General features: G+C 57.4%; 20 protein-coding genes. 6 read left to right on the top strand and 14 right to left on the bottom strand.

Annotation, left to right across the window (positions count from 1 at the left end; genetic code table 11):
- Positions 1–707 precede the first annotated feature (707 nt).
- Together ABYM29_RS05945 and ABYM29_RS05950 are read right to left on the bottom strand one after the other, a co-directional pair.
- Positions 708–1,157 carry a hypothetical protein gene (locus ABYM29_RS05945; RefSeq protein ID WP_372863358.1) on the bottom strand — a complete coding sequence of 150 codons (450 nt, stop codon included), beginning with the start codon at positions 1,155–1,157 and terminating at the stop codon, positions 708–710.
- A 220-nt stretch (positions 1,158–1,377) separates the two neighbouring features.
- On the bottom strand, positions 1,378–1,659 hold the full coding sequence (locus ABYM29_RS05950) for an alpha/beta fold hydrolase (protein WP_372863360.1): 282 nt from the start codon (positions 1,657–1,659) through the stop codon (positions 1,378–1,380).
- Positions 1,660–1,700: 41 nt separating this feature from the next.
- Here ABYM29_RS05950 and ABYM29_RS05955 point away from each other — a divergent pair, with 41 nt between their 5' ends.
- Positions 1,701–2,366, top strand: coding sequence for an NmrA family transcriptional regulator (locus tag ABYM29_RS05955; protein WP_372863436.1), 666 nt, complete (start codon positions 1,701–1,703; stop codon positions 2,364–2,366).
- 51 nt (positions 2,367–2,417) lie between these two features.
- Here ABYM29_RS05955 and ABYM29_RS05960 read toward each other — a convergent pair whose 3' ends face one another.
- A complete protein-coding gene (locus ABYM29_RS05960; protein WP_372863362.1) occupies positions 2,418–3,320 on the bottom strand; it encodes an acyltransferase in 903 nt (300 codons plus the stop codon).
- 137 nt (positions 3,321–3,457) lie between these two features.
- A complete protein-coding gene (locus tag ABYM29_RS05965; RefSeq protein WP_372863365.1) occupies positions 3,458–4,342 on the bottom strand; it encodes a LysR substrate-binding domain-containing protein in 885 nt (294 codons plus the stop codon).
- A 111-nt stretch (positions 4,343–4,453) separates the two neighbouring features.
- Here ABYM29_RS05965 and ABYM29_RS05970 point away from each other — a divergent pair, with 111 nt between their 5' ends.
- The gene (locus tag ABYM29_RS05970; RefSeq protein WP_372863367.1) at positions 4,454–6,403 is read left to right on the top strand and encodes an acetoacetate--CoA ligase; all 1,950 of its coding nucleotides are present in this window, start codon (positions 4,454–4,456) and stop codon (positions 6,401–6,403) included.
- A 40-nt stretch (positions 6,404–6,443) separates the two neighbouring features.
- On the opposite strand, the gene ABYM29_RS05975 is transcribed toward ABYM29_RS05970, so the two are convergent.
- Together ABYM29_RS05975 and ABYM29_RS05980 are read right to left on the bottom strand one after the other, a co-directional pair.
- On the bottom strand, positions 6,444–7,229 hold the full coding sequence (locus tag ABYM29_RS05975) for a DUF1295 domain-containing protein (protein WP_372863370.1): 786 nt from the start codon (positions 7,227–7,229) through the stop codon (positions 6,444–6,446).
- Positions 7,226–8,158 carry an oxidoreductase gene (locus tag ABYM29_RS05980; RefSeq protein ID WP_372863373.1) on the bottom strand — a complete coding sequence of 311 codons (933 nt, stop codon included), beginning with the start codon at positions 8,156–8,158 and terminating at the stop codon, positions 7,226–7,228. The genes ABYM29_RS05975 and ABYM29_RS05980 overlap by 4 nt, the downstream gene beginning before the upstream one ends.
- A 92-nt stretch (positions 8,159–8,250) precedes the next feature.
- On the opposite strand from ABYM29_RS05980, the gene ABYM29_RS05985 reads away from it, so the two are divergent.
- The gene (locus tag ABYM29_RS05985; RefSeq protein ID WP_372863375.1) at positions 8,251–8,862 is read left to right on the top strand and encodes a tRNA-uridine aminocarboxypropyltransferase; all 612 of its coding nucleotides are present in this window, start codon (positions 8,251–8,253) and stop codon (positions 8,860–8,862) included.
- A gap of 46 nt (positions 8,863–8,908) precedes the next feature.
- On the opposite strand, the gene ABYM29_RS05990 is transcribed toward ABYM29_RS05985, so the two are convergent.
- Entirely contained in the window at positions 8,909–10,201 is a 1,293-nt protein-coding gene (locus tag ABYM29_RS05990) for a DsbA family protein (RefSeq protein WP_372863378.1), read from the bottom strand.
- Between the two features lie 228 nt (positions 10,202–10,429).
- Positions 10,430–11,527 carry an ADP-ribosylglycohydrolase family protein gene (locus ABYM29_RS05995; protein ID WP_372863380.1) on the bottom strand — a complete coding sequence of 366 codons (1,098 nt, stop codon included), beginning with the start codon at positions 11,525–11,527 and terminating at the stop codon, positions 10,430–10,432.
- A 177-nt stretch (positions 11,528–11,704) separates the two neighbouring features.
- On the opposite strand from ABYM29_RS05995, the gene folE reads away from it, so the two are divergent.
- Positions 11,705–12,358, top strand: a complete 654-nt coding sequence (folE, locus tag ABYM29_RS06000; protein ID WP_372863382.1) for a GTP cyclohydrolase I FolE — start codon at positions 11,705–11,707, stop codon at positions 12,356–12,358.
- Positions 12,359–12,521: 163 nt separating this feature from the next.
- Positions 12,522–13,334, top strand: a complete 813-nt coding sequence (locus tag ABYM29_RS06005) for an enoyl-CoA hydratase-related protein (protein WP_372863385.1) — start codon at positions 12,522–12,524, stop codon at positions 13,332–13,334.
- Here the strand turns inward: ABYM29_RS06005 and ABYM29_RS06010 are convergent.
- From ABYM29_RS06010 to ABYM29_RS06035, 6 genes are all read right to left on the bottom strand, one after another.
- Positions 13,331–14,851: a SpoVR family protein gene (locus ABYM29_RS06010; RefSeq protein WP_372863439.1), complete on the bottom strand. Its 1,521-nt coding sequence runs from the start codon at positions 14,849–14,851 to the stop codon at positions 13,331–13,333. The two genes, ABYM29_RS06005 and ABYM29_RS06010, sit on opposite strands and share 4 nt — an antisense overlap.
- A gap of 2 nt (positions 14,852–14,853) precedes the next feature.
- Complete coding sequence (locus tag ABYM29_RS06015) at positions 14,854–16,083, bottom strand: YeaH/YhbH family protein (protein ID WP_372863387.1); 1,230 nt, start codon at positions 16,081–16,083, stop codon at positions 14,854–14,856.
- 35 nt (positions 16,084–16,118) lie between these two features.
- Complete coding sequence (locus ABYM29_RS06020; protein ID WP_372863390.1) at positions 16,119–18,041, bottom strand: PrkA family serine protein kinase; 1,923 nt, start codon at positions 18,039–18,041, stop codon at positions 16,119–16,121.
- Positions 18,042–18,347: 306 nt separating this feature from the next.
- Complete coding sequence (locus tag ABYM29_RS06025; protein WP_372863393.1) at positions 18,348–19,052, bottom strand: SDR family NAD(P)-dependent oxidoreductase; 705 nt, start codon at positions 19,050–19,052, stop codon at positions 18,348–18,350.
- A gap of 54 nt (positions 19,053–19,106) precedes the next feature.
- Positions 19,107–19,604 carry a 6-pyruvoyl tetrahydropterin synthase family protein gene (locus tag ABYM29_RS06030; protein ID WP_372863396.1) on the bottom strand — a complete coding sequence of 166 codons (498 nt, stop codon included), beginning with the start codon at positions 19,602–19,604 and terminating at the stop codon, positions 19,107–19,109.
- 34 nt (positions 19,605–19,638) lie between these two features.
- A complete protein-coding gene (locus ABYM29_RS06035) occupies positions 19,639–20,154 on the bottom strand; it encodes a shikimate kinase (protein WP_372863398.1) in 516 nt (171 codons plus the stop codon).
- A gap of 140 nt (positions 20,155–20,294) precedes the next feature.
- On the opposite strand from ABYM29_RS06035, the gene pyrC reads away from it, so the two are divergent.
- Positions 20,295–21,329, top strand: coding sequence for a dihydroorotase (gene pyrC, locus ABYM29_RS06040; protein ID WP_372863401.1), 1,035 nt, complete (start codon positions 20,295–20,297; stop codon positions 21,327–21,329).
- Positions 21,330–21,332 lie beyond the last annotated feature (3 nt).

The raw sequence follows: 21,332 nt of genomic DNA on the forward strand, positions 1-21,332 counted from the left end.
CACATTCGCTTTCGCAGCCCTCATCCAAGCCGGCGTAGCCCGCATCTTTGTAGCGGGCTCGATGGCCAATCATTTGTTTAGACACAGCTTCGCCCTCTCTATTCAACGAGATCGTTCCCTATCCCAGGCCTTAATCCCTGTACCGAGCTGACGCCCTAGTTAACAGGGCCGAGTCCGTCGCCGCACCGCCCTACCGGAAAGCCTCCTACGGCCCAGGGAAATTGTTACGATTTCCGACATCCCAAGTCCCTATAGGCAAGGTAATTTTCATGTTTATCGGAGTTTAAGAATAGTTGAATGTCCGCATAGGGGCCGACAGATAAACCCTAGAATCACTAACCCAGTAACCCTATTGGAGAGCGGAAATTCCCAGTAAGAAACTTCCTGCCAGCAGTTACCGATAAAGTGCAGAAAAATTAGCTAATCACTCGAGTTAACATTGAGGTAAACACCGTACCGCGGGCCGCGATGACCTGGCCGAATAGCGCGGTTTTGTCGAGCTTAGCGCGGCCTTATCTTAAATCACCGCTTGGCGCAGGGCGGCAAGCTATACAGGCTCGATCACCGCGGTGAATTCAGGAATAGATAAATTCGTCGTCACCACCCGGCGAGCAAGCGCCTGGCGACCTTAGGCCCGCAGCGCTTGCCGCGCAGACGGTGTTGATCAAATAAGGGGGGGGGACAAAAAAACGCGAGGCAAGCGGCCGTTACGTCTGCGGCAGAAATGTCTTTACCCAGCTTAGGGCGTCATCACGATTACTAAATAAGCGGTGTTCGAAGCCGGCTTCCCGGTAGCACTTTTCATAACAGCTATTCATATACGCAGAACTTTCAACCCCTTTGCCTATCACCATGGCACTGGCGCGGGGTGCCAAGCCATTGGCCTTCATCTCTTTCAGGTAGTCGCCAAATACCCCTATACATTCATCCGGCGCCAAACTCGATTTTTCAAAGATGATCACCTCTACCCAGGGACCGACCCGCTGCTGGAAGCGCTGGATAATCTCAGGCTCAACCTGGGCGAATGCTTCGAGCAGTTCGACGTTGAACGGCCCCTCCGCCTGGTACACCACAAGGTTGCCCTCGAAGGAAAAACTGATTCGACCGTGTGGCCTGAATTTCCCTATATCAGCGTCATCAGTACTATACTCGTCCACAGCGACCTCACTGCATCGTGGCCAAATGTCATTCTAGGACAATTCGCCAGAACTCAAGATCGGTATATACCCTAACGCCCCCTAACACTTCGCGCTAAACGCTAGAACCGCGGCCGGCACAGTATCTATACAAGCAATAAGATACATTGCATTGATCCGCGACAGCAGGGCTGGCGCAAGCTGAACCGGGCATAATGCTTCACAGCCTGAGCTGGTAGCGCTACGCGGCGTCGCTGTCTGCCGAGCAGGCGCCGCCGGCGACGAAGTCTGCCACCATCTCCCACACAGAGGCTTGGCGAAGGATGGCGCGATGACCAAAGCCCTCTGTTGCCACCAAGCGCGCGGCAGGCCAGCGCTGGGCGATTGCCTCGGCGTCGGAGAACGGTATTTCTCTATCGTCGCGGTCGTGTATAAGCAAGCCAAGACTATCAGATTGAGCCAGCAGTTCCGCGACATCCAAGTCCTCGACCGGGCGCCCAGCCCTTCGATTGGGAAAAGCCACAGACCTGGCGCTCGGCACTCGAGGGAGCTCGCGCCGTCTATATCACCTACCAACCCGACCTGGCGGTGGCCGCCGCCAGCGCCGCCATTCAACAATTAGTGGAACTGGCCAAACAACTTGGTATCGATCATCTGATATTGCTGTCCGGACGCGGAGAGGCCGGCGCGCAACGGGCGGAAAAGATAGTGCAGGACAGCGGCCTGAACTGGAATGTGGTTCGCGCCAGCTGGTTCGCACAAAACTTCAGCGAGAGTTTTATGCTCGACGGCATCCTGGCAGGGCAACTCGCCCTACCCGCCGACCAAGTGCTGGAACCCTTTGTCGACGCCGATGATATCGCCGACGTCGTCGTCGCAACACTCACCAACCCGGCCTTACAGCGGCAAATTTTCGAAGTCTCCGGGCCTCGTGCGCTGCGCTTTTCCGACTGCGTACATGCAATTAGCCAGGCCTGCGGGCGCCCTATTCAATATAGACCGATCCCACTAGCGCCGTTTTTGCAAGCACTCGCGCGCAGTGGCGCCAGCCAAGAGATGCGCGGATTAATGGCCGAGCTTTTCGGCGAAGTGCTCGATGGCCGCAACAGCCATATTGCCAATGGTGTTGAGCAGGCACTGGGGCGACCCGCAGCCGATTTTTCAGACTATATAGCCAAAACCCTGGCCAGCGGCGTTTGGACCCCGGCTATACCAGCGACTGCAGATTAACTAGCGGAGCCCCGACAGACTCTAAGAACGCCCTACCACCGTGCGCAGCCACTAAGCCTGCTGCTGATGAAGCTGCTCCATTAGGGCGTCCTTGTCTTGCCACAGCTCGGTCACCCACTGCTGAAACTCGTAACGAAAGCTTTCGTCTTCGCCATAGCTGCGATTCATAAATTCTGCGGGAATCGGCTTTTTCTGCACACGAACTTGAAGTTTACTCACCCTGCCGCACAGGAAGTCGCTAAACGATGGCTGCGTGTGACCGGGGTAGGCGATCGTAATATCGACCAGGGTATTAATACTATTGCCCATGGCACCGATCACAAAGGCGATCCCACCCGCCTTGGGCTTTAACAACCATTTATAGGGCGACTGCTGGGCCTCGTGTTTGACGGGGGTAAAGCGCGTGCCTTCTAGAAAATTAAAGACAGCCACCGGCAAATGTTCAAATTTTTCACAGGCGCGACGGGTACTTTCAAAGTCCTGTCCACGCTTTTCCGGATGCTTTTCCAGGTACTCCTTGCTGTAGCGTTTCATAAACGGGAAATCCAGCGCCCACCAACACAGCCCGATCACCGGCACCCAGATCAATTCCTGCTTCAAGAAAAACTTGAGCATGGGGATCTTGCGATTCAATAAGTACTGCAAAATAAAAATATCAGCCCACGACTGGTGGTTAGACGTAACCAGGTACCACTGGTCCTTATCCAGTTGCTCAATCCCCTCAACATCCCACTGCATGTTCTGGGTCAGCCGCATCCACACCGCATTCAGGCTAATCCACAGCTCGGCAATTGCGATTGCCGCCGCGGTAAAGCCGCTCTGCCAGCTCCGCACCGGAAGCAAGAATCTCAACAGCGACACCAGCATTAAGAAAGGCGCGAGTAACAATGTGTTAATCACCAGCAAACTGCCCGCAATACATCCTCTTATGACGGGCGGCAAAAACGACAACATCGACGAATTCCTCTAGAGCTCATTTATTGTTAGCAGTGCCAACACACAGGCCCAACAAGATACCGTAGCGCACCCGCCAGACTCAACTACCCATACCGGAAACCCCACCGCAGCGCGGCGGCGGTGTACATACCGCCCTATACCCGCTCCAATAACAAGCTGCGCATGGCCATCGCCGCCGACGACAACTGATGGCGCCGCCGGCAAATAATACCGACTCGGCGCTCTATGCCGGGGCCCGCAATCGGCCGGCACAGGGCGCCCAGTTGCAGCATCTGCTCGCGACACAATGCCGGCACCACCGCCACGCCCAGGCCCGCGGCCACCATCGCGCCCACCGTGGTGAGCTGAAAGGCCTCAAAAATGCTTGGCGGCTCCCGGCCTTCACGAGCAATCGCCGCGTCGGTCCACAGGCGAGTACTGGAGCCGCGGTTGAGGGTGATCAGTACATCGTTGAGCAGCTGACCCAAACGCAGCTGCCGCCGCGCAGCCAGCGGATGCCCGGCCGGCAACACCGCCACAAAGCGGTCGCTAAACAGCGGCTCAAACTCAATGCCCTCTGCGCTTTCGGGCTCAAAGGCCACCCCCAGCTCCACACGACCACGGCGCACGCTATCAATCAGCTCCTCCATGACGATATCGCGCACGGCAATGTCAATATTGGGAAAACGCTCGCGATATTCAGCCAGCACCGCGGGCAATCGCGAGCTGGCAAACGACGGCATTGCCGCGATACTCAGCTTACCCTGCTGCAGAGCGTAAAGGCGCTGCAAATCAGCAAATGCATCCGACCAGTCGCGCAGCAGGCGTTGGGCCACCGGCAAGAACAGCTCGCCCTCAGGGCTGAGGCACAGGGCCCGTGTCGAGCGCACAAAAAGTGCACCGCCAACCATCTCCTCGAGCTTTTTTACCGCAATACTCAGCGCCGGCTGCGAAATGCTCAGCCGTTCGCTGGCTTCGGCAAAGCTACCGGTCTCCGCAACCGCGACAAAGGCGCGCAACTGTTTAACACTGGCATTCATTTAATTAACATATTAATTAATGATTATTATCAATTTGATAAAAATATACTAACTTGGCAATGTAGGAAAGCTCCACCCACTACAGTTAATCGGCCCAGGCGGATACCCACCATGAAAGCACAGCTTTGGCGGCCCTCGGCAGCGCGCATCGCAGGCAGTAATATGACGCAATTTGCTGCCCACTTGCAGGCGCAGCACGGGCTTACTTTCGACGACTATCAGGCCTTGCAACGCTGGTCTGTGGATCAACCCGAGGTATTCTGGCAAGCGGTATGGGATTTTTGCGACATTCTCGCCTCCCAGACCTCCCCACAGATACTGGTCGATGCCGACAAGTTTCCCGGGGCCCGCTGGTTCCCCAAGGCGCGGCTAAATTTTGCAGAAAACCTGTTGCGCGAGCGCAGCGATAAAATCGCACTGGTTTCACGTTTGGAAAATGGCCAACGCCGGGAACTCAGTTACGCCGAACTCTACCGGCAGGTCAGCCAACTCGCCGCAGCCCTGCGCGGCATGGGTATCGTCCGCGGCGACCGGGTGGCGGGCTTTATGCCTAACATCAGTGAGACTGTCGTTGCCATGCTCGCCACCGCCAGCATCGGCGCGGTGTGGTCGTCGTGCTCACCCGACTTTGGCATCAACGGTGTAATGGACCGCTTTGGTCAGATCAAACCCAAGCTACTATTTGCCTGCGACGGCTATTTTTACGGCGGCAAAAGCCTCGATAGCCTGCCCCGCGTTGCACAAATCCGCGCGCAGATCGACAGCATCGAACAGCTAATCATCGTGCCGTTGAATAAGACCGGCGCGGCAACGCCCATCGATGGCGCCCTGACATGGGATGAGGTGCTGGCCGGGCACCCCGCTAACGAGATTACCTTTGAACAGCTGCCCTTCGATCACCCGCTGTACATAATGTATTCCTCGGGCACCACAGGCGTACCCAAGTGCATTGTTCACAGCGCTGGCGGCAGCCTGATTCAACACCTTAAAGAGCACCGGCTACACTGCGACCTCAAGCCTGACGACGTGTTGTTCTACTATTCCACCTGCTGCTGGATGATGTGGAACTGGCTGATCAGCGGACTGGCCAGCGGCGCCACCCTGGTGCTCTACGACGGTTCGCCGTTTTACCCGCAGCCCCAGTCCCTGATAGACATGGCGGAACAAGAGAACATTAGTATTTTTGGCTGCGGTGCCAAATACCTCGAAGCCCTTCACAAAGCCGACGTCAAGCCGCGGCAAAGCCACCAGCTCAAGTCGCTGAAAGCGCTGCTCTCCACCGGCTCGCCACTGTCCGACGAAAGCTTCCGCTACGTCTACCGTGACATCAAGGACGACATCTGCCTATCGTCGATTTCCGGCGGCACCGACATTCTCTCCTGCTTTGTACTGGGCAACCCCTGCCTGCCGGTCTACGAGGGAGAAATACAATGTATAGGCTTGGGCATGGCCGTTGAAATCTGGAATGACCAGGGCGAGGCGGTGGTCGGAGAGAAAGGCGAAATGGTATGTCGCCGGCCCTTCCCCAGTGCGCCGATCGGTTTCTGGAATGACCCGGACAATACCAAATACCGCGCCGCATATTTTGGCAACTACCCCAATATCTGGTGCCACGGTGACTACGGAGAAATCAATCAGCGCGGCGGCATCATTATTCACGGCCGTTCCGACGCTGTGCTCAACCCCGGCGGCGTGCGTATTGGCACGGCGGAAATCTATCGCCAGGTAGAAAAAATTGACGAGGTCATTGACAGTGTTTGCATCGGCCAACAGCACTGCGGCGATGTCCGCGTGGTACTGTTTGTCCTGTTGCGCGAAGGCCTGCAACTTGATGACGCCTTACAGCAGCGCATCCGCCACACCATTCGCAGCGAAACGACACCGCGCCACGTGCCCGCCAAAATCATTGCGGTCAGCGACATTCCACGCACCATCAGCGGCAAAATTGTCGAGCTGGCAGTGCGCGATGTGGTACACGGCAAAACCGTGAAAAACGTCGATGCACTGGCCAATCCCGAGGCCTTAAAACTCTTTGAAAATCTGCCCGAGCTGGCCAGCTAAGCTGGCCGGCGATTGCGTATCAACCACTGCCGCCAGCCTCTCAGAGAATACCCGGCAGCAGTGCCTTGCGATTGCGCGGATAGTCATCAAAGGTGTGCAGATACCACTGATGATTGCTCAATGCGCGGGGCAGCAGGTTAGCAATCGTCCACAGCACAAATACCGCCCCGGCCAGCGACCAAGTGGCCACCGCCCAGCCGCACCACACCAATAACTCGCCCAGATAATTCGGGCACGAGATGTATTCGTACAGCCAGCCACGGGGGATTTTATAGCCGCTTTCGCCAGGCTTGCGCAGCGCTGCCAGCATCGCATCAGCACGGCGATTAACATGGTAGCCCAAAACAAAAATCGCAATACCAATCACCAGTCGCGGGTCAGTCAACCAGCTGACATCGTAGCTATGGCCCAGCTCCGTCCACGACAAAATAGCCGCATTGAGAAAGGAGATACCGAAGTTGGTCAACAGCGCGATCAGCGGCAGTAACAGCGGCGTTTTATCCCCCGGTTTAACACTGCGCTTAAACGGATAAATAAAGCTTCGCTGGAAGTAATGCGCCTGCCACAGCGCAAAGAGCAGCAGCGGCACCGGCTGAAAGGCGTGATCGCCCATAAAATAAATCAGGGCAAAACCCAGTGATGAGGGCATTTCCATAACCACCCAGGCCCAACGCGTCGGCACCCCGGGCCCCCACCACCAGGCCTTGTCCTCTTCGTCATGCCTGCCGTAGGCCGCCTTGATAAAAAACTGCAACACCACAAACACCAACACCGAGAGTGAGGCATAAGTCAGCAGAAGCAACTCATGAATTTCAATTGCCGTCATAGAAAACGTACCTCACTCAGTTCTTCAGAGCGCTGCCACAGCTGCCGCCCCACCTCGAGGTCCAGTGCCGTCGCGGTCGGCTTCACCCGCACCGGCGGGCCGCGAAACTCGAAGGGGCCCGCCGGACCGTAGTAATCGCCATTGCGAACATCTTCAGCACTCGCGGCATACACGCTCGGCCAAGCGCCGCGCGCCGCGGGCTGGGCAAGCAGCCGATTACCCAGTCGGGCAATCGCCATCCACAGCCGGCGGGTAAGGCTGTGCGGTGCATCGCCGGCAAAGGCCACATTGGTTGCCGCGTAACCCGGGTGAGCCGCGACACTGATGGCCGAGGCCCCCGCCGCGTCAAAACGCCGCTGCAACTCCATGGCAAAACACAGGTTTGCCAGCTTCGCGCGACCGTAAGCGGCCATTTTAGAGTAGCCCCCCTGCCGCCAGTTAAGGTCATCCATGGGCAAACTTCCCTTGCGCGCGGCCAAGCTGGACACCGTTACCACCCGCGGCGCGACCGCCGCATTGAGCAGTGGCATCAATAAGCCGGTAAACGCGAAATGGCCAAGATGGTTCACCGCAAATAACATCTCATGACCGGCGGCATTGCGCTGCAAGGGCAGGCCCATGACCCCGGCATTATTTACCAGCACATCCAACTGCTGACAGCAGTCCAGCACCTGCTGCGCGGCGCGGCGCACCGATGCCAAATCGGCCAGATCCATATCGACTGCGGTAATCTCGGCGCCGGGCACGCGCTGCTGCAGGCGGGCAATAGTCCGCCGCGCCTTTTCCGCGCCGCGACAGGTGATCAACAGCCGCGCCTTGCGCGCAGCCAGCAGCGCGGCGGTTTCAAAACCGATGCCACTATTTGCACCGGTCACCAACACCGTTTTTCCCGTTAGATCCGGCATCGCTGCCGGTGTCCAGTGGCTCATAGAAGTTCCTTTTCCTATATAGTTGTACGATTCGACACCCGCCGGCTGTTAACGCCCCGGCAATTATAGGCCGACACATACCGGAGCCCAATGTGCAAAAGCGCGAAATGTGTAACAATTGCGGCCGCCCTCAAAAAACCTGCCTCTGCGCAGTGCTGGTAAAGCGCCATTGCGCCTACCAAGTGGTTATTCTGCAAGACCCCAAAGAGGCCCGACACGCGCTGTCATCCGCCCCCCTGCTCGCGCAGTCGCTGCACGACAGCCGCCTGCTGGTCGGCGAACACTTCGATCCAGAACACCTCTTCGGACACCATTGGCAGCGTGATTGCCTGCTGGTATTTCCGGGTGACAATTGCATGAGTGCCGAAACCGCGAGACAGCGGCCGTTTCGCTATTTACTGCTGCTCGACGGCAGCTGGCGAAAGGTTTCCCGATTAATTCACCTAAATCCCTGGTTGAAGGAATTACCCTGCCTGCGCTTGAGCCCGGCATCGCCCAGTAACTACCGCATTCGCAAGTCGCCGCGCAGCGATGGCCTGTCAACAATTGAGGCCGCCGTGCTCGCGCTAAACAGTCTATCGCCAGGCGATGACTACTCAGCCCTGCTGGCCGCCTTTGAACAGATGATTGATTTACAGATTGCCGCCATGGGCGAGGAGACCTTCCTGCGCAACTACCCAGACAAACCGGCGACAAAAGACTAGCCGCCCTTGCATAGCCGGGGCAACACATCGATGTTGCCCGTGACAATCAGCAGCGATGTACGCTGGGCGAACTGAGCATCGCGCGCTCAACCATTCCCAGGCGATCTTGCCCCCACAGCGTCAGCTCGCCGTAACGAAAACTGGGCACCCCCCAGCAGCCCATGGCGTACATTTCCTCCAGATTTTTCTGTGCCCAATCTCGCCAGCTGTCGTCAGCGAGTAAATTCTTCGCCCGCTGCCAATCCAGACCACAGCGCTCCACGATTTTACGCAGGCCGCGATCGCTATCCGCGCGTATGCCCTCGGCATTCACAGCGCGGGCAAAACTCAATAAATAATCCTGCAGCAGCCCCTGTGTTTCCGCATACCCACACAGGGCATAGCAACGCTCAACGGCCCTGCCCAAGGGGTCTGCAACAAAGCCGTAGGGAATGCCCAGTTTGTCCGCCTCGCGTTTTGTATCGTGGAAGATATACATCTTTTTCTGCGTGGGCACTGCCATACCACGCATTAGCATGGGCAGTACTGGCTTGATATGCAGGGCAATATTGTAGTGCTGCGCCAGCTGACTCGCGCGCACCAACGCCAGGTAAGAATAGGGACTGCGCGCCGACCAATACAGTACAAGGGGACACTGCGGCGCGGTAACATCAATCGCTTGCCCCCGGCAAAACGTAGCGTAGCCGCGAGTAAAGTAGGCCCGCTCGCCACTGCGCCGCGCTGCGCCCAAGTCAATCAGTCGGTGCTCAAGGTGATCTAGGCGGTCGATGCCCCAATACCATTCCCCAGAGTAGTGAATCATCGCGCCGGCATAGTGCCCCAGGCGCTGTAAATACCGCTGGTTTTTCTCCAACTGCACACGCTGGGCGGCCCCCAATTCCCGCGGCGACGGTCCGCCCTCGCCCCGCCACATACACGCCAAAATAGTGCTGGCGCGACTGGCAAATGCCTCGGGCGGGCAATCCAATAACTGACTGGCGGCACTCGCTATCGCTGCCTGGCTCAAGTCAGCGGGCGACGCGGGAAAATCCAGTTGGTAAAGCGCCGCCAGCTGCGCCGCATCGCGCACCGCATAGTCGCGCCACATCGCCTGCTCGGGGTACATATCTACCGGCGATTCAAGGATGCAGTGCCAGTGAGGCTGCAGTGAAAAACGCTGGCAAAATTCGGCCATCACCTGCATCAACAAATAACTGTAGGGATCATCGACGCGAATAAAAACATCCAGCCGGTGCGGCTGCCTAGCCAGCCGCCGGCGCGCTTCTATCACCGCCCGCTTTACACGTTTCAATTGGCGACTGGCCAACATGCGAGCCAGATAAGGCATTAGGGGATTCATTCAGCGGTCTCATCAGTGGGGGCTACACGATAATAGTATAGCCAGACCTCTGTCACATATATCTCAGGCTGCGCTCCGGCTTGGCGGCTTGGCGGCATGGCGCGGACTATATACTGCGCCATGCCAACCGCTGCGCGTGAGCCTTACGCCGTGAACGCGAGCCGCGCGACAACACCGGGCAAGGCGCACCAGGGCGACCACTCACGCGAAACCCTACAGGCAGGCTCTTTATGACGCATAGTTTGCGTAACGTTGCTGCATCAGTGGCTCGTCCGGTGCACGCAAAAAATCTGCCGCCAAACAGCCCATCAGTTCGCGCAATTCCAAGGCTTCCAACCAGTGCTCAGGGATCGCAGAAACCCCGAGCCAAGCCCCCAGCAACTGTCCGGCTAAGGCGCCACAGGAATCACTCAAACCGCCGTGATTGACCGCCAACAGCACCCCCTCGGCAAAACTCTCACTGCAAAACAGGCAATACAATGCCATTGCCAGCAACTCCGGCGCATAGCGCCCGTCCCCCAGTGATTCTATAGCCCGAATCGACCCCGGCTCTGTGTCTGCCAACGCCGCCGCACGCGACAGATGCCTTTCGGTTTCATCGGCGTCTTTTGCTTGACTCAAATAGTGACGGGCGACAGCCATGCAACTTTCCGGGGGATGGCCGTAAAGCAGACCGAGCAGGAACAGACACAGCACCCCACCCGGCAGCTGACCACTGGGATGCCCCTCGCTTAATGCACAGACGCGACAGCCCAAATCAAAGGCTTCACGCTGTGCGGCCTCACCCCAAAACTTGCGGCTGTCACTGGCGATGTACAGGGCTATCGGTGCAACTCTGCACAGCCCGGCACCGCTTTTGCCGTAATTGGCCGCGCGAGACTCACTTCGCTCGTCCTGCAACAGGGTGTTAACAAAGTTATCGTTGGCTGCCCGACGGGAAAACAGTGCCTTTTCGCGCAGTAAAAAACTGCGTTCTGCCACCGGGGGCAAGCGCCGCAGCCCCTGGCTGCACAACCAGCGCAGGCCCGCTTGATGCACATAGTGCAGCGGCAGCGACTGATCACCGCGGGCGCGGGCAACCCGGCATTGCAACAAGCCCTCCATGGTAAATAGACACAGCTGTGTGTCATCGGTAATCGCGCCCCGGCCAGAGTAGATGGGCGCGTAATCACGCAAACCGGCGGCGCCAAAATGACGCTTGATATCGGCGTCACAAAAAAACTGTAATGGCGCCCCCAAGGCATCCCCTACCGCGCCACCCAGCAGGCAGGCCAGCTGATAATCTGCGCTCTGAGCCGCCCAGTGTTCACCTTGTATTGCTGCCATTGCCGCCTCCGCTATGGCCTGTGGTACCGCCTTATTCATTAGTGTAGGCGCAAAATGCCCGACCAGCCCCACTACGTCACAATGATACAGCGGTGAGGCAAAGCCCGCTTTACCCCCCCTGAAAACCACTTGGCCACCGCCGGCGTAAACCAGTAAAACCGCAGACGAGTGATAAACATGATTTCGATGGAAGCCCAAGCCGTTCACCGCGCCCTGCTGGCCGCCGGCCTTGAAACCCCGATGCGTGCACCGAGCGCATTAAACCGCGAGCAAAAAAAGCAACGCATCAGTGACTTAATGCTGGGCGTGATGGAAACCCTTGGGCTGGACCTCAGTGATGACAGCCTAGAGGGAACACCGGCGCGCATCGCCAAGATGTATGTCGATGAAATTTTTTGTGGACTGGACTACCAAAACTTTCCGAAGATCACCAATATCGATAACAAAATGCACATCGAGGAAATGGTCAAGGTCAGCGGTATCAGCGTGACAGGCACCTGCGAGCACCATTTCGTCACCATCGACGGCGAGGCCAGCGTCGCCTATCTACCTGCGAGCAAGGTCATCGGCTTGTCAAAAATTAACCGCATCGTACGTTTTTTTGCTCAGCGCCCCCAAGTTCAGGAAAGGCTGACACAACAGATCTTACTGGCCCTGCAGACCTTACTGGAAACCGAGGATGTGGCAGTCACCATTGACGCCATCCACTATTGTGTAAAGAGCCGAGGCGTCATGGACACTAACTCGCGCACGCAGACCACGGCCCTGGGAGGCAGTTTTAAAAGCGACGCCAATACCCGCAGTGAATTTTTAAGTCAGCGCGGCCGCTAGACCGCCGATATCCGCGACCCGCGAGCTCAAAACGGGGCTGTCCGCAGCAGCAGGCGATACATGCCTCGCCAGTCGTTTTCCACATATCTACCCGCGGCTATCCACACCGAACGGCCATAAAGCTGTGGCATAATCCCGCTCATCTATTGAAAAGGGATTTGCTATGAATCAGCCCGAATTACGCGACGCCAGCCTGCGCATCAACGGCCGCTATGCGGTACTGCGTTTTGAGCGCGACGACATTCGCAACGCCCTGACCGGCAGCCATCTCATTGATGATATTTGTAACACCGTAGCCTGGGCCAACGCCAACCACGACATTTCCTGTCTCGTTCTAACCGGGGAGGGACGCGCCTTTAGCGCCGGAGGCAACGTTAAAGATATGCGCGATAAAAGCGGCATGTTTGCCGGCAGCGCAGAACAAATCAGCGCCAGTTATCGCCATGGCATTCAACGCATTTCCCGCGCTATGCACGATGCAGAAGTGGTCACCATCGCCGCCATAAATGGCGCTGCAGTCGGCGCGGGCTTTGACCTGTGTTGTATGTGCGACCTGCGCATCGGCTGCGACAGCACACGCTTTGGCGAAACGTTTATCAATCTGGGCATTATTCCCGGCGACGGTGGCGCCTGGTTTTTACAGCGCCTGCTCGGCTATCAGCGCGCCGCCGAACTCACCTTCAGCGGGCGCATCATTGACGCCGACGAAGCCCTGTCGCTGGGCTTACTGCTGGAGAAGGTCAGCAATGAACAGCTGCTGAGCTGCGCCGAAAGCTATGCCGCCGATTACGCCGCCAAACCGCCCATCACCCTGCGCCAAACCAAGCGTTTAATGAAACTGGCGCAGCGCCAAGAACTGGGCGACTTCCTAGACGTCTGTGCCGATGTACAAGCCCGCTGCCACGCCACAGAAGATCATATGACAGCCCTGCAAGCCTTTTTCGACAAAGTGACGCCCAAATTTCGCGGCCGTTAACTGCGCACCGGGTCGACATCGATACGGTCAACAACGCCCTCTTTTTCATCAAACACCTCCATGCTGACCCGAAACCCCCACAGTCGGCTGAGGTGCTTGAGCACTTCCTTAGCGTCACTGGTCAACGGCCGCTCCCGCAGCCGGGTATAACGCAGTAACAGCGAGCGGTCCCCCATGTGCTCATAGCGCTGCACCTGGATATCCGGCACCAAAACATCGCGGTTATACTGACGCGAGACCAAACGACGCACGTCTTGATAGCCGTCTTCATTGTGAATGGCCTCAACCTTCACAAAATCGTCGCTGTGCTTGTCGGCAATCGCAAACAGGTGAAACTCGCGAATCAGCCGCGGCGACAAATACTGGGCAATAAAGGATTCGTCCTTGTAATTGCGCATGGCGAAATCCAGTACCTCGCGCCAGTCCTTATCGACGATATCGGGAAACCACTGCCGGTCTTCATCGTCGGGCTCCTCGCAAATGCGGCGCAAATCGCGGAACATGGCGAAACCCAGCGCATAGGGATTGATGCCGCTGTACGCCGGATGATCGTAGCCGGGCTGCATCACCACATTGGTGTGCGACTGCAAAATTTCAAACATAAAGCCCTCGTCAACCAGCCCGCGGTCGTACAGGGTGTTGAGCAGGGTGTAATGCCAGAACGTCGCCCAGCCCTCGTTCATGACCTTGGTCATACCCTGTGGGTAAAAATACTGGGCCAGCTTGCGCACGATGCGCACAATCTCGCGCTGCCAGGTTTCCAAGGTCGGCGAGTATTTTTCAACAAAGTACAACAGGTTTTCCTGCGGCTCCGGTGGAAAAGTCGCTCTCTCCTCGCCCTTTTCCTGCTTCGCCTTCTTACTCTTGCGGGGCAGCGTCCGCCAGATATCATCGAACTGCTTACGGGCGTGCTCTGCGCGCTCGTGCTGCCGCTGCAACTCATCCTGCGCCGACAGTGGCGAGGGTCGATGAAAGCGGTCCACGCCATGATCCATCAATGCGTGGCAGGCATCCAAGGTTTCCTCAACCCGGTCTATACCGTATTTCTGCTCGCACTCAAAAATATACTTCCTGGCAAATACCATGTAGTCGACTATCGCGTCGGCACTGGTCCACTGTTTAAACAGATAATTACCTTTAAAAAAGGAATTGTGGCCATAGCAGGCATGGGCGATCACCAGCGCCTGCATCGGCATGCTGTTGTCTTCCATTAAATAGGCGATACAGGGATCGGAATTAATCACCAGCTCATAAGCCAGACCGCGCATTCCCCGGCGATAGGCCTCTTCGTTACGAATAAACTCCTTGCCGTAGCTCCAGTGGGTGTAGCTAATCGGCAGCCCCACCGAAGCGTAGGCGTCGAGCATCTGCTCCGAGGCAATCACTTCAATCTGATTGGGGTAGGTATCTAAGCCAAACTCCTCGGCGATTTGACCTATCTCCCGGTCGTAGCTGCGCAGTAAATCAAAATCCCAGTCGCCCCCCCGCGACAACACCCGGTCGCGCTTATCGACCATACTCACACCGCCTCCCGCTGAAACAACTCACGCAGTACCGGATAAACATCACCGCGCCCCATCACCCTAGCCGTGGCAAAATTGTCATCGTGAATCTGGCTGTAGGCAGCCGCCAGCGGCGTCACCGCACTGGCGCTATCCGGCACCTCTACATAAGCAAAATAACGGCAGTGAGGCAGAATCTCCTTGCTCAACTTTGCCGCGCTGCGCTGCGGATCACTGCCAAAGGCATCGCCATCGGAGACCTGTGCACCATAGATATTCCACTCCTCGCGCGCAAAACGCTCTTCAATAATCTCCAACCTCAACTTCAGCGCCGACATCACCACCGTGCCACCGGTTTGCGGGTCGTGGAAGAAGGCTTCCTCGTCCACTTCCTCGGCATTCGAGGTGTGGCGAATAAACAGCAGTTCGACATGCTCGTACTTGCGGCTGAGAAACAGATAAAGCAGGGTAAAGAAGCGCTTGGCGAGATCCTTTTTTTGCTCCGACATCGATGCCGACACATCCATTAAGCAGAACATCACCGCGCGGCTGATCGGCTTGGGCTCTTTGACCTTGTGGCGAAAGCGCAGGTCGTACTCGTCGAGAAACGGCACTCGGTCGATGCGATCTTTCAGTCGCTGAATTTCCTCGGCATCGCCACCGGCCTCCTCGAGGGCGCGGAGTTCTTTTTTCAACGGCCCGGTCAGCGCGATCTTGCGCGCCATGGCATTTTCCAGCGAGCGGCGAATAGACAGATTCGCCGGCACCCCGCTGGGAGTGTAACCGGCGCGGCGAAAGGTGAACTGCTTGGCATCACCGAGCATATTGCGCGCCAGTCGCGGCAATTCAAGGTCGTCAAAGAACAGATTCATAAACTCTTCTTTCGAGAGCGTGAACATGAAGTTGTCCTGACCATCCCCGCCCTCGCCCTGACCGTCGCCACCACCTTCTCCTTCACCGGCGCCGCCGCCCTTGGGTTTGGCGATCTTATCGCCAGGAGAGAAACTGTGATTACCGGGGTGGACCATTTCACGGTCGCCACCGGGGCCAATGCGAAACTTTGGCTCAGAGATGTCCTTAACCGGAATGCCCACTTCGCCGCCGCGCCCCATATCGGTAATGGAGCGTTCAGCGGCCAAATCCGCTACCGAGCGTTTCAGCTGGGATTTATATCGCCTGATAAACCGCGCGCGATTAGTCGCATTCTTGTTACGATCGTTCAGCCGTCGATCAATAATCATCGACATATTCGCCCCTTATCCCTGTCGGGTTACTATCGCCTTCAGCCCGCCTTGCGCACACGCAAATACCACTCGGAGAGCAGTCTGACCTGTTTCGGGGTGTAACCTTTTTCAACCATGCGGGTCACGAAGTTTTCATGCTTGTTGCGATCTTCCTCCGAGGCCTTGGCATTGAAAGAAATTACCGGCAGCAACTCTTCGGTGCTTGAGAACATTTTTTTCTCAATCACCTCACGCAGTTTCTCGTAGCTTGTCCAGTTGGGGTTCCGGCCTTCGTTTTGCGCCCGGGCGCGCAAAACAAAATTGACAATCTCGTTGCGAAAATCCTTCGGATTGGCAATACCTGCCGGCTTCTCAATTTTCTCCAGCTCGCTGTTTAACGTAGCCCGATCAAAAATCGCACCGGTTTCCGGATCGCGGTAATCCTCATCCTGTATCCAGTAATCGGCAAAGGTCACATAGCGGTCGAAAATATTTTGCCCGTACTCGGAATAGGACTCTAGGTAGGCAGTCTGGATTTCCTTGCCGACATACTCGGCGTAGCGCACGGCCAACCAGCCTTTAATGAATTCCAGATAATTGCGCTGGGTATCCTCGGGCAGCTGCTCGCGCATAATGCGCTGTTCCAACACGTACATCAGATGTACGGGGTTAGCGGCAATCTCCGAGTTGTCGTAATTAAAAACCGCCGACAACACCTTAAAAGCAAAACGCGTGGACATGCCGGTCATGCCTTCATCTATCCCGGCGTAATCGCGGTACTCCTGATAGGACTTAGCGGCGGGGTCGGTGTCTTTGAGCGACTCACCATCATAGACCCGCATTTTCGAGTAAATACTGGAATTTTCCGGCTCTTTAAGGCGGGTCAGCACCGAGAACTGGGCGAGCATTTCCAAGGTGCCCGGGGCGCAAGGCGCATGGGCCAGCGAGCTGTGACGCAACAGCTTCTCGTAAATCTTCATCTCCTCCGAAACCTGCAAGCAGTAGGGCACCTTGACGATATACACCCGATCAAGGAAGGCTTCGTTGTGCTTGTTATTGCGGAAGCTCTGCCACTCCGACTCATTGGAATGCGCGAGAATAATGCCCTGGAAGGGAATCGCCGAGAAACCCTCGGTCCCCTTGTAGTTACCCTCCTGGGTTGCCGTGAGCAGGGGATGCAACATCTTGATCGGCGCTTTAAACATCTCCACAAATTCCAGCATACCCTGGTTGGCTAGGCACAGGCCGCCAGAGTAAGAGTACGCATCGGGGTCGTCCTGGGCGTAGGACTCCAGTTTGCGAATATCGACCTTGCCGACCAGAGTGGAAATATCCTGGTTATTCTCGTCACCGGGCTCGGTCTTGGTGATGCCGACCTGTTTAAGCACCGAGGGCTGCACCCGCACAACGCGAAACTGGTTGAGGTCTCCCTCAAATTCTTCCAGCCTTTTTATCGCCCAGGGCGAGGACAAACCCGTGAGGTAGCGGCGCGGTACACCGTACTCCTCTTCCAGCTGGCTGCCGTCGCGCTCGGGGTCGAACAAGCCCAGGGGAGACTCGTTGATCGGCGAGCCCTTGAGCGCATAGATCGGATAGGACTCCATCAACTTTTTCAAGCGTTCGGCAATCGACGACTTACCTCCGCCTACCGGACCCAGTAAATACAACACCTGCTTGCGCTCTTCGAGCCCTTGGGCAGCATGTTTGAAAAAGGCCACAATCTGCGCGATCACATCCTCCATGCCATAAAATTCTTCAAAGGCTGGGTAGCGGGCAATCAGGCGATTGGAAAAAATACGGGACAACCGCGGATCGCTGCGGGTATCGACCAACTCTGGCTCGCCGATAGCGGCGAGCATTCGCTCGGCGGGGGTTGCGTAAACAAGGGGGTCATCGCGACAGAGTTCGAGATAGTCAGTCAGTGACATCTCCTCATCTTTCGCTTTCAGGTATTGCTCACGGACGTTATCAAGGATACCCATTAATGCAATCTCCCTCTGTGCTGTAACGCCACTTTGCTGCCAGTCCAAAACGCGGTAAGTCGCGACTACAGTTTCATGTGTTTGCTAATTCACTCTACTCCGATACGGGGAAGCCATCTACTTCGATCCGAAAAAATCTTCTACGCGTTTTCCGAATTTCAAGCAGGTAGTTATGCCTCTAGCGCAGCGGACGGCTACGTCCGCTGTACTCAGTTTAGACTGAAAAATTGCTCAGGGAATTCCCCGACACAACCAGCGACAGCTGCGCGGGGGTAGGGCCGCGTCTCAGCGCGGCAACAATGCGGCTCAGTGCTCGATTTGACCGAGGTTGGCGTGAATCACCGCGCCGCTGATGACTGGCGAGTGAGCGCAGAAATAAAGTGTATCGGCAATCTCGGCTGGCGCGATCAACCGCCCAGCCGACACATTCGCGGTAATAGCGGCAATGACATCGGGGTCGTTATTGATATGACCGCGCAGCATATCGGTATCGGTAAAACCCGGGCAGACACAGGCGCTGTGTATGCCACTGCCGGCAAGATCCTGCACAGTGGCCCGCATCAAGCCCACCAAGCCGTGCTTGCTGGCAATGTATGAGGCACAACCCGACACCGCCTTTTCCGCCAGTGTCGAGCCCACATAGAGAATCGCCGAGCCCGGTTTCATCCACGGAATCAGCAGCGCGTTCAATTGCTGTGGCGCCACCAGGTTGACCTGCAATACCGCGCGAAACGCCTCTGCCTGCAAACTGGCCACCGTATCGCCTTCCTGCCTGGCGGCATTGTGGACCAACACCACCGCCTCCGCCTCGCTGGCGGCCCTCTGCAGGGCCTCGGCACAGCCCTCCAGCCACTGCGCCTCACTCATATCCACCGTTAGCTGCTCGGCGCCAGCCACATCGATAGGGCGTCTAGACAGGTTGATAATCCGGTAGCCCTCAGCCGCGAAACGCTGCACAGTCGCGCGGCCAATACCCTGGCTGCCGCCACTAATAATCAGCAATTTTGTCATCTGCGCACTCTCCTCAATGACTGACCATTGCGACACCGCAACGGCCTGTCGCCGTCAATTTCGCGTCCACGTTGCCGAGCCCCACTGCCCCGGGCCAGAGGACACCTTCATCACCAGTTCGCTGATGTGATTGCCATCGACAAAAGCGGCATCGTCGAGCAGCCGCTCCAGCACATAGCGGGCCAGTTCCTCCACCGTGGTATTGCGCAACGGCAGTAGCAGCGTATCGGCCTTCAAGAACAACAACTCCTCACCGTTAAACGTCGCGCACAGATAGCCACCGCGCTCACTAACGTCCATATGCGGCGACTGAGCCGGCAGCAATGTGTATTCATCCAATGCCGCACAGAGCTTGCGCAGGCGTTTTTTGATCTCCACATAGCTAAAGCACATGCCGTCATCGCCCACATCCGCGGTCAGCAGCAAACTTACCCTAAAATTATGTCCGTGCAGGCGCTCGCGCTCGGTCGCCGAAAAAATGGTGAAATGCGCGGCGGAAAATTTCAGATCCTCCTTGCAGATTTCTATGCAGGTATGTCGCTTAATTGGCATTTATCCCTCTCTATGGCGCTGGGCGCCGTCGTATTCATGGTCTGCCCGGCCAGGCCAACACGGCCTGCTGTATGGCCGCCACCAACGCCGTTTCGCTGCAGCCGTCGGCATCGATACGGATATCCGCCGCCGCCTCATACAGCGGCTGACGTTCGGCATACAGGGCGGGCAAATCCGTACCGGGCGCACAGGCGATGCCGCGCGCGGCGAAATCGCCCAAGCGCCGCTGCAACTGCGCCAAGGGTAAATCGATGAACACCAAGGGCCCGGCATCGCGCAGTTTCGCCATCACCGCCGGGCTGTATACGGCACTGCCGCCGGTGGCGAGCACCGCACCGGAAAAATCCTCGGCCAGCAGCGCCTGTTGCTCCGCCTCACGCAAGCCCAGATAACCGCGGCTGGCGAGGATCTCGGCCAAACTCGCGCCCTCGCGCTGTTCAATCAGCTGGTCGCCGTCAACAAAACGGCGCCCCAGAGCGTCCGCTAGCGGCCGCCCCAACGTTGACTTGCCACTGGCCGGCATGCCGATAAGACTCACGGTATCGATCACTACGCCCCTATTCCGCCCGACAAAGAAAGCCGTCTAGAGTGCCACAGAGAGCGAAGCGCAAGCAAAGCGAAAGCGCCGCCGACTTTAATCAAGGCCCCGAATCCTGTAGGATTCCGCGCTTGGACACCACAGGCAAAAACATGCAAACCCTGCACCTAACCCGCCCCGATGACTGGCATATCCACCTTCGCGATGGCGATGCCCTGATACAGACCGTCGACGACGCCAGCCGCTACTTCGGCCGCGCCATTGTCATGCCCAATCTGACGCCACCGGTACGCAACCTGGCAGAGGCCCGCGCCTACGAGCAGCGCATCCGCGCGGCCATACCCGCCGGCCGCGAACACTTTACACCGCTGATGGTACTGTATCTCACCGACCGCACCAGCCCCGCGGATATCGCCGATGCCAAGGCCTCCGGCTTGGTCTACGCTGCCAAACTCTACCCCGCGGGCGCCACCACTAACTCCGACGCCGGCGTCACCGACCTGGACGCACTGTGGCCGGTGCTGGCAGAAATGGAGAAACGCGGCCTGCCACTGTTGGTGCACGGCGAGGTCACCGATGCCGAGATCGATATATTTGACCGCGAAGCCGAATTTATCGAGCGCCACCTCAAGAGGATAGTCAGCGACTTTCCGCAACTGAAAGTCGTGCTGGAACACATTACCACCGCCGATGCTGCGGAATTTGTCAGCGACGCCGGCGACAATGTCGCCGCCACAATTACCGCCCACCACCTGCTGTATAACCGCAACGATATGCTGGCCGGCGGCATTCGCCCGCATTATTACTGCCTGCCTATTCTCAAGCGCAACCGCCACCAGCAGGCACTTATCGCAGCGGCCACCTCCGGCAGCCCCAAATTTTTCCTCGGGACCGACTCGGCCCCTCACGCCCGTCACCGCAAGGAAGCCGACTGCGGCTGCGCAGGCTGTTATACCGCCTATGCCGCGATCGAACTCTATGCCGAGGCCTTTGAGGCCGCCGGCGCCCTGGACAAGCTTGAGGCCTTCGCCAGCTTCCACGGCCCGGATTTCTACGGTCTGGCGCGCAACAGCGACGGTATTACCCTACAGAAATGCGACTGGCAGGCGCCCGCAAGCCTGCCCCTGGGCGAGGATCAGCTGCGGCCGCTTCGCGCCGGCGAAACCCTGCGCTGGCAGGTGGTTTAAGAC

Source organism: Spongiibacter sp. (genome assembly GCF_041602295.1).
GTDB lineage: Bacteria > Pseudomonadota > Gammaproteobacteria > Pseudomonadales > Spongiibacteraceae > Spongiibacter.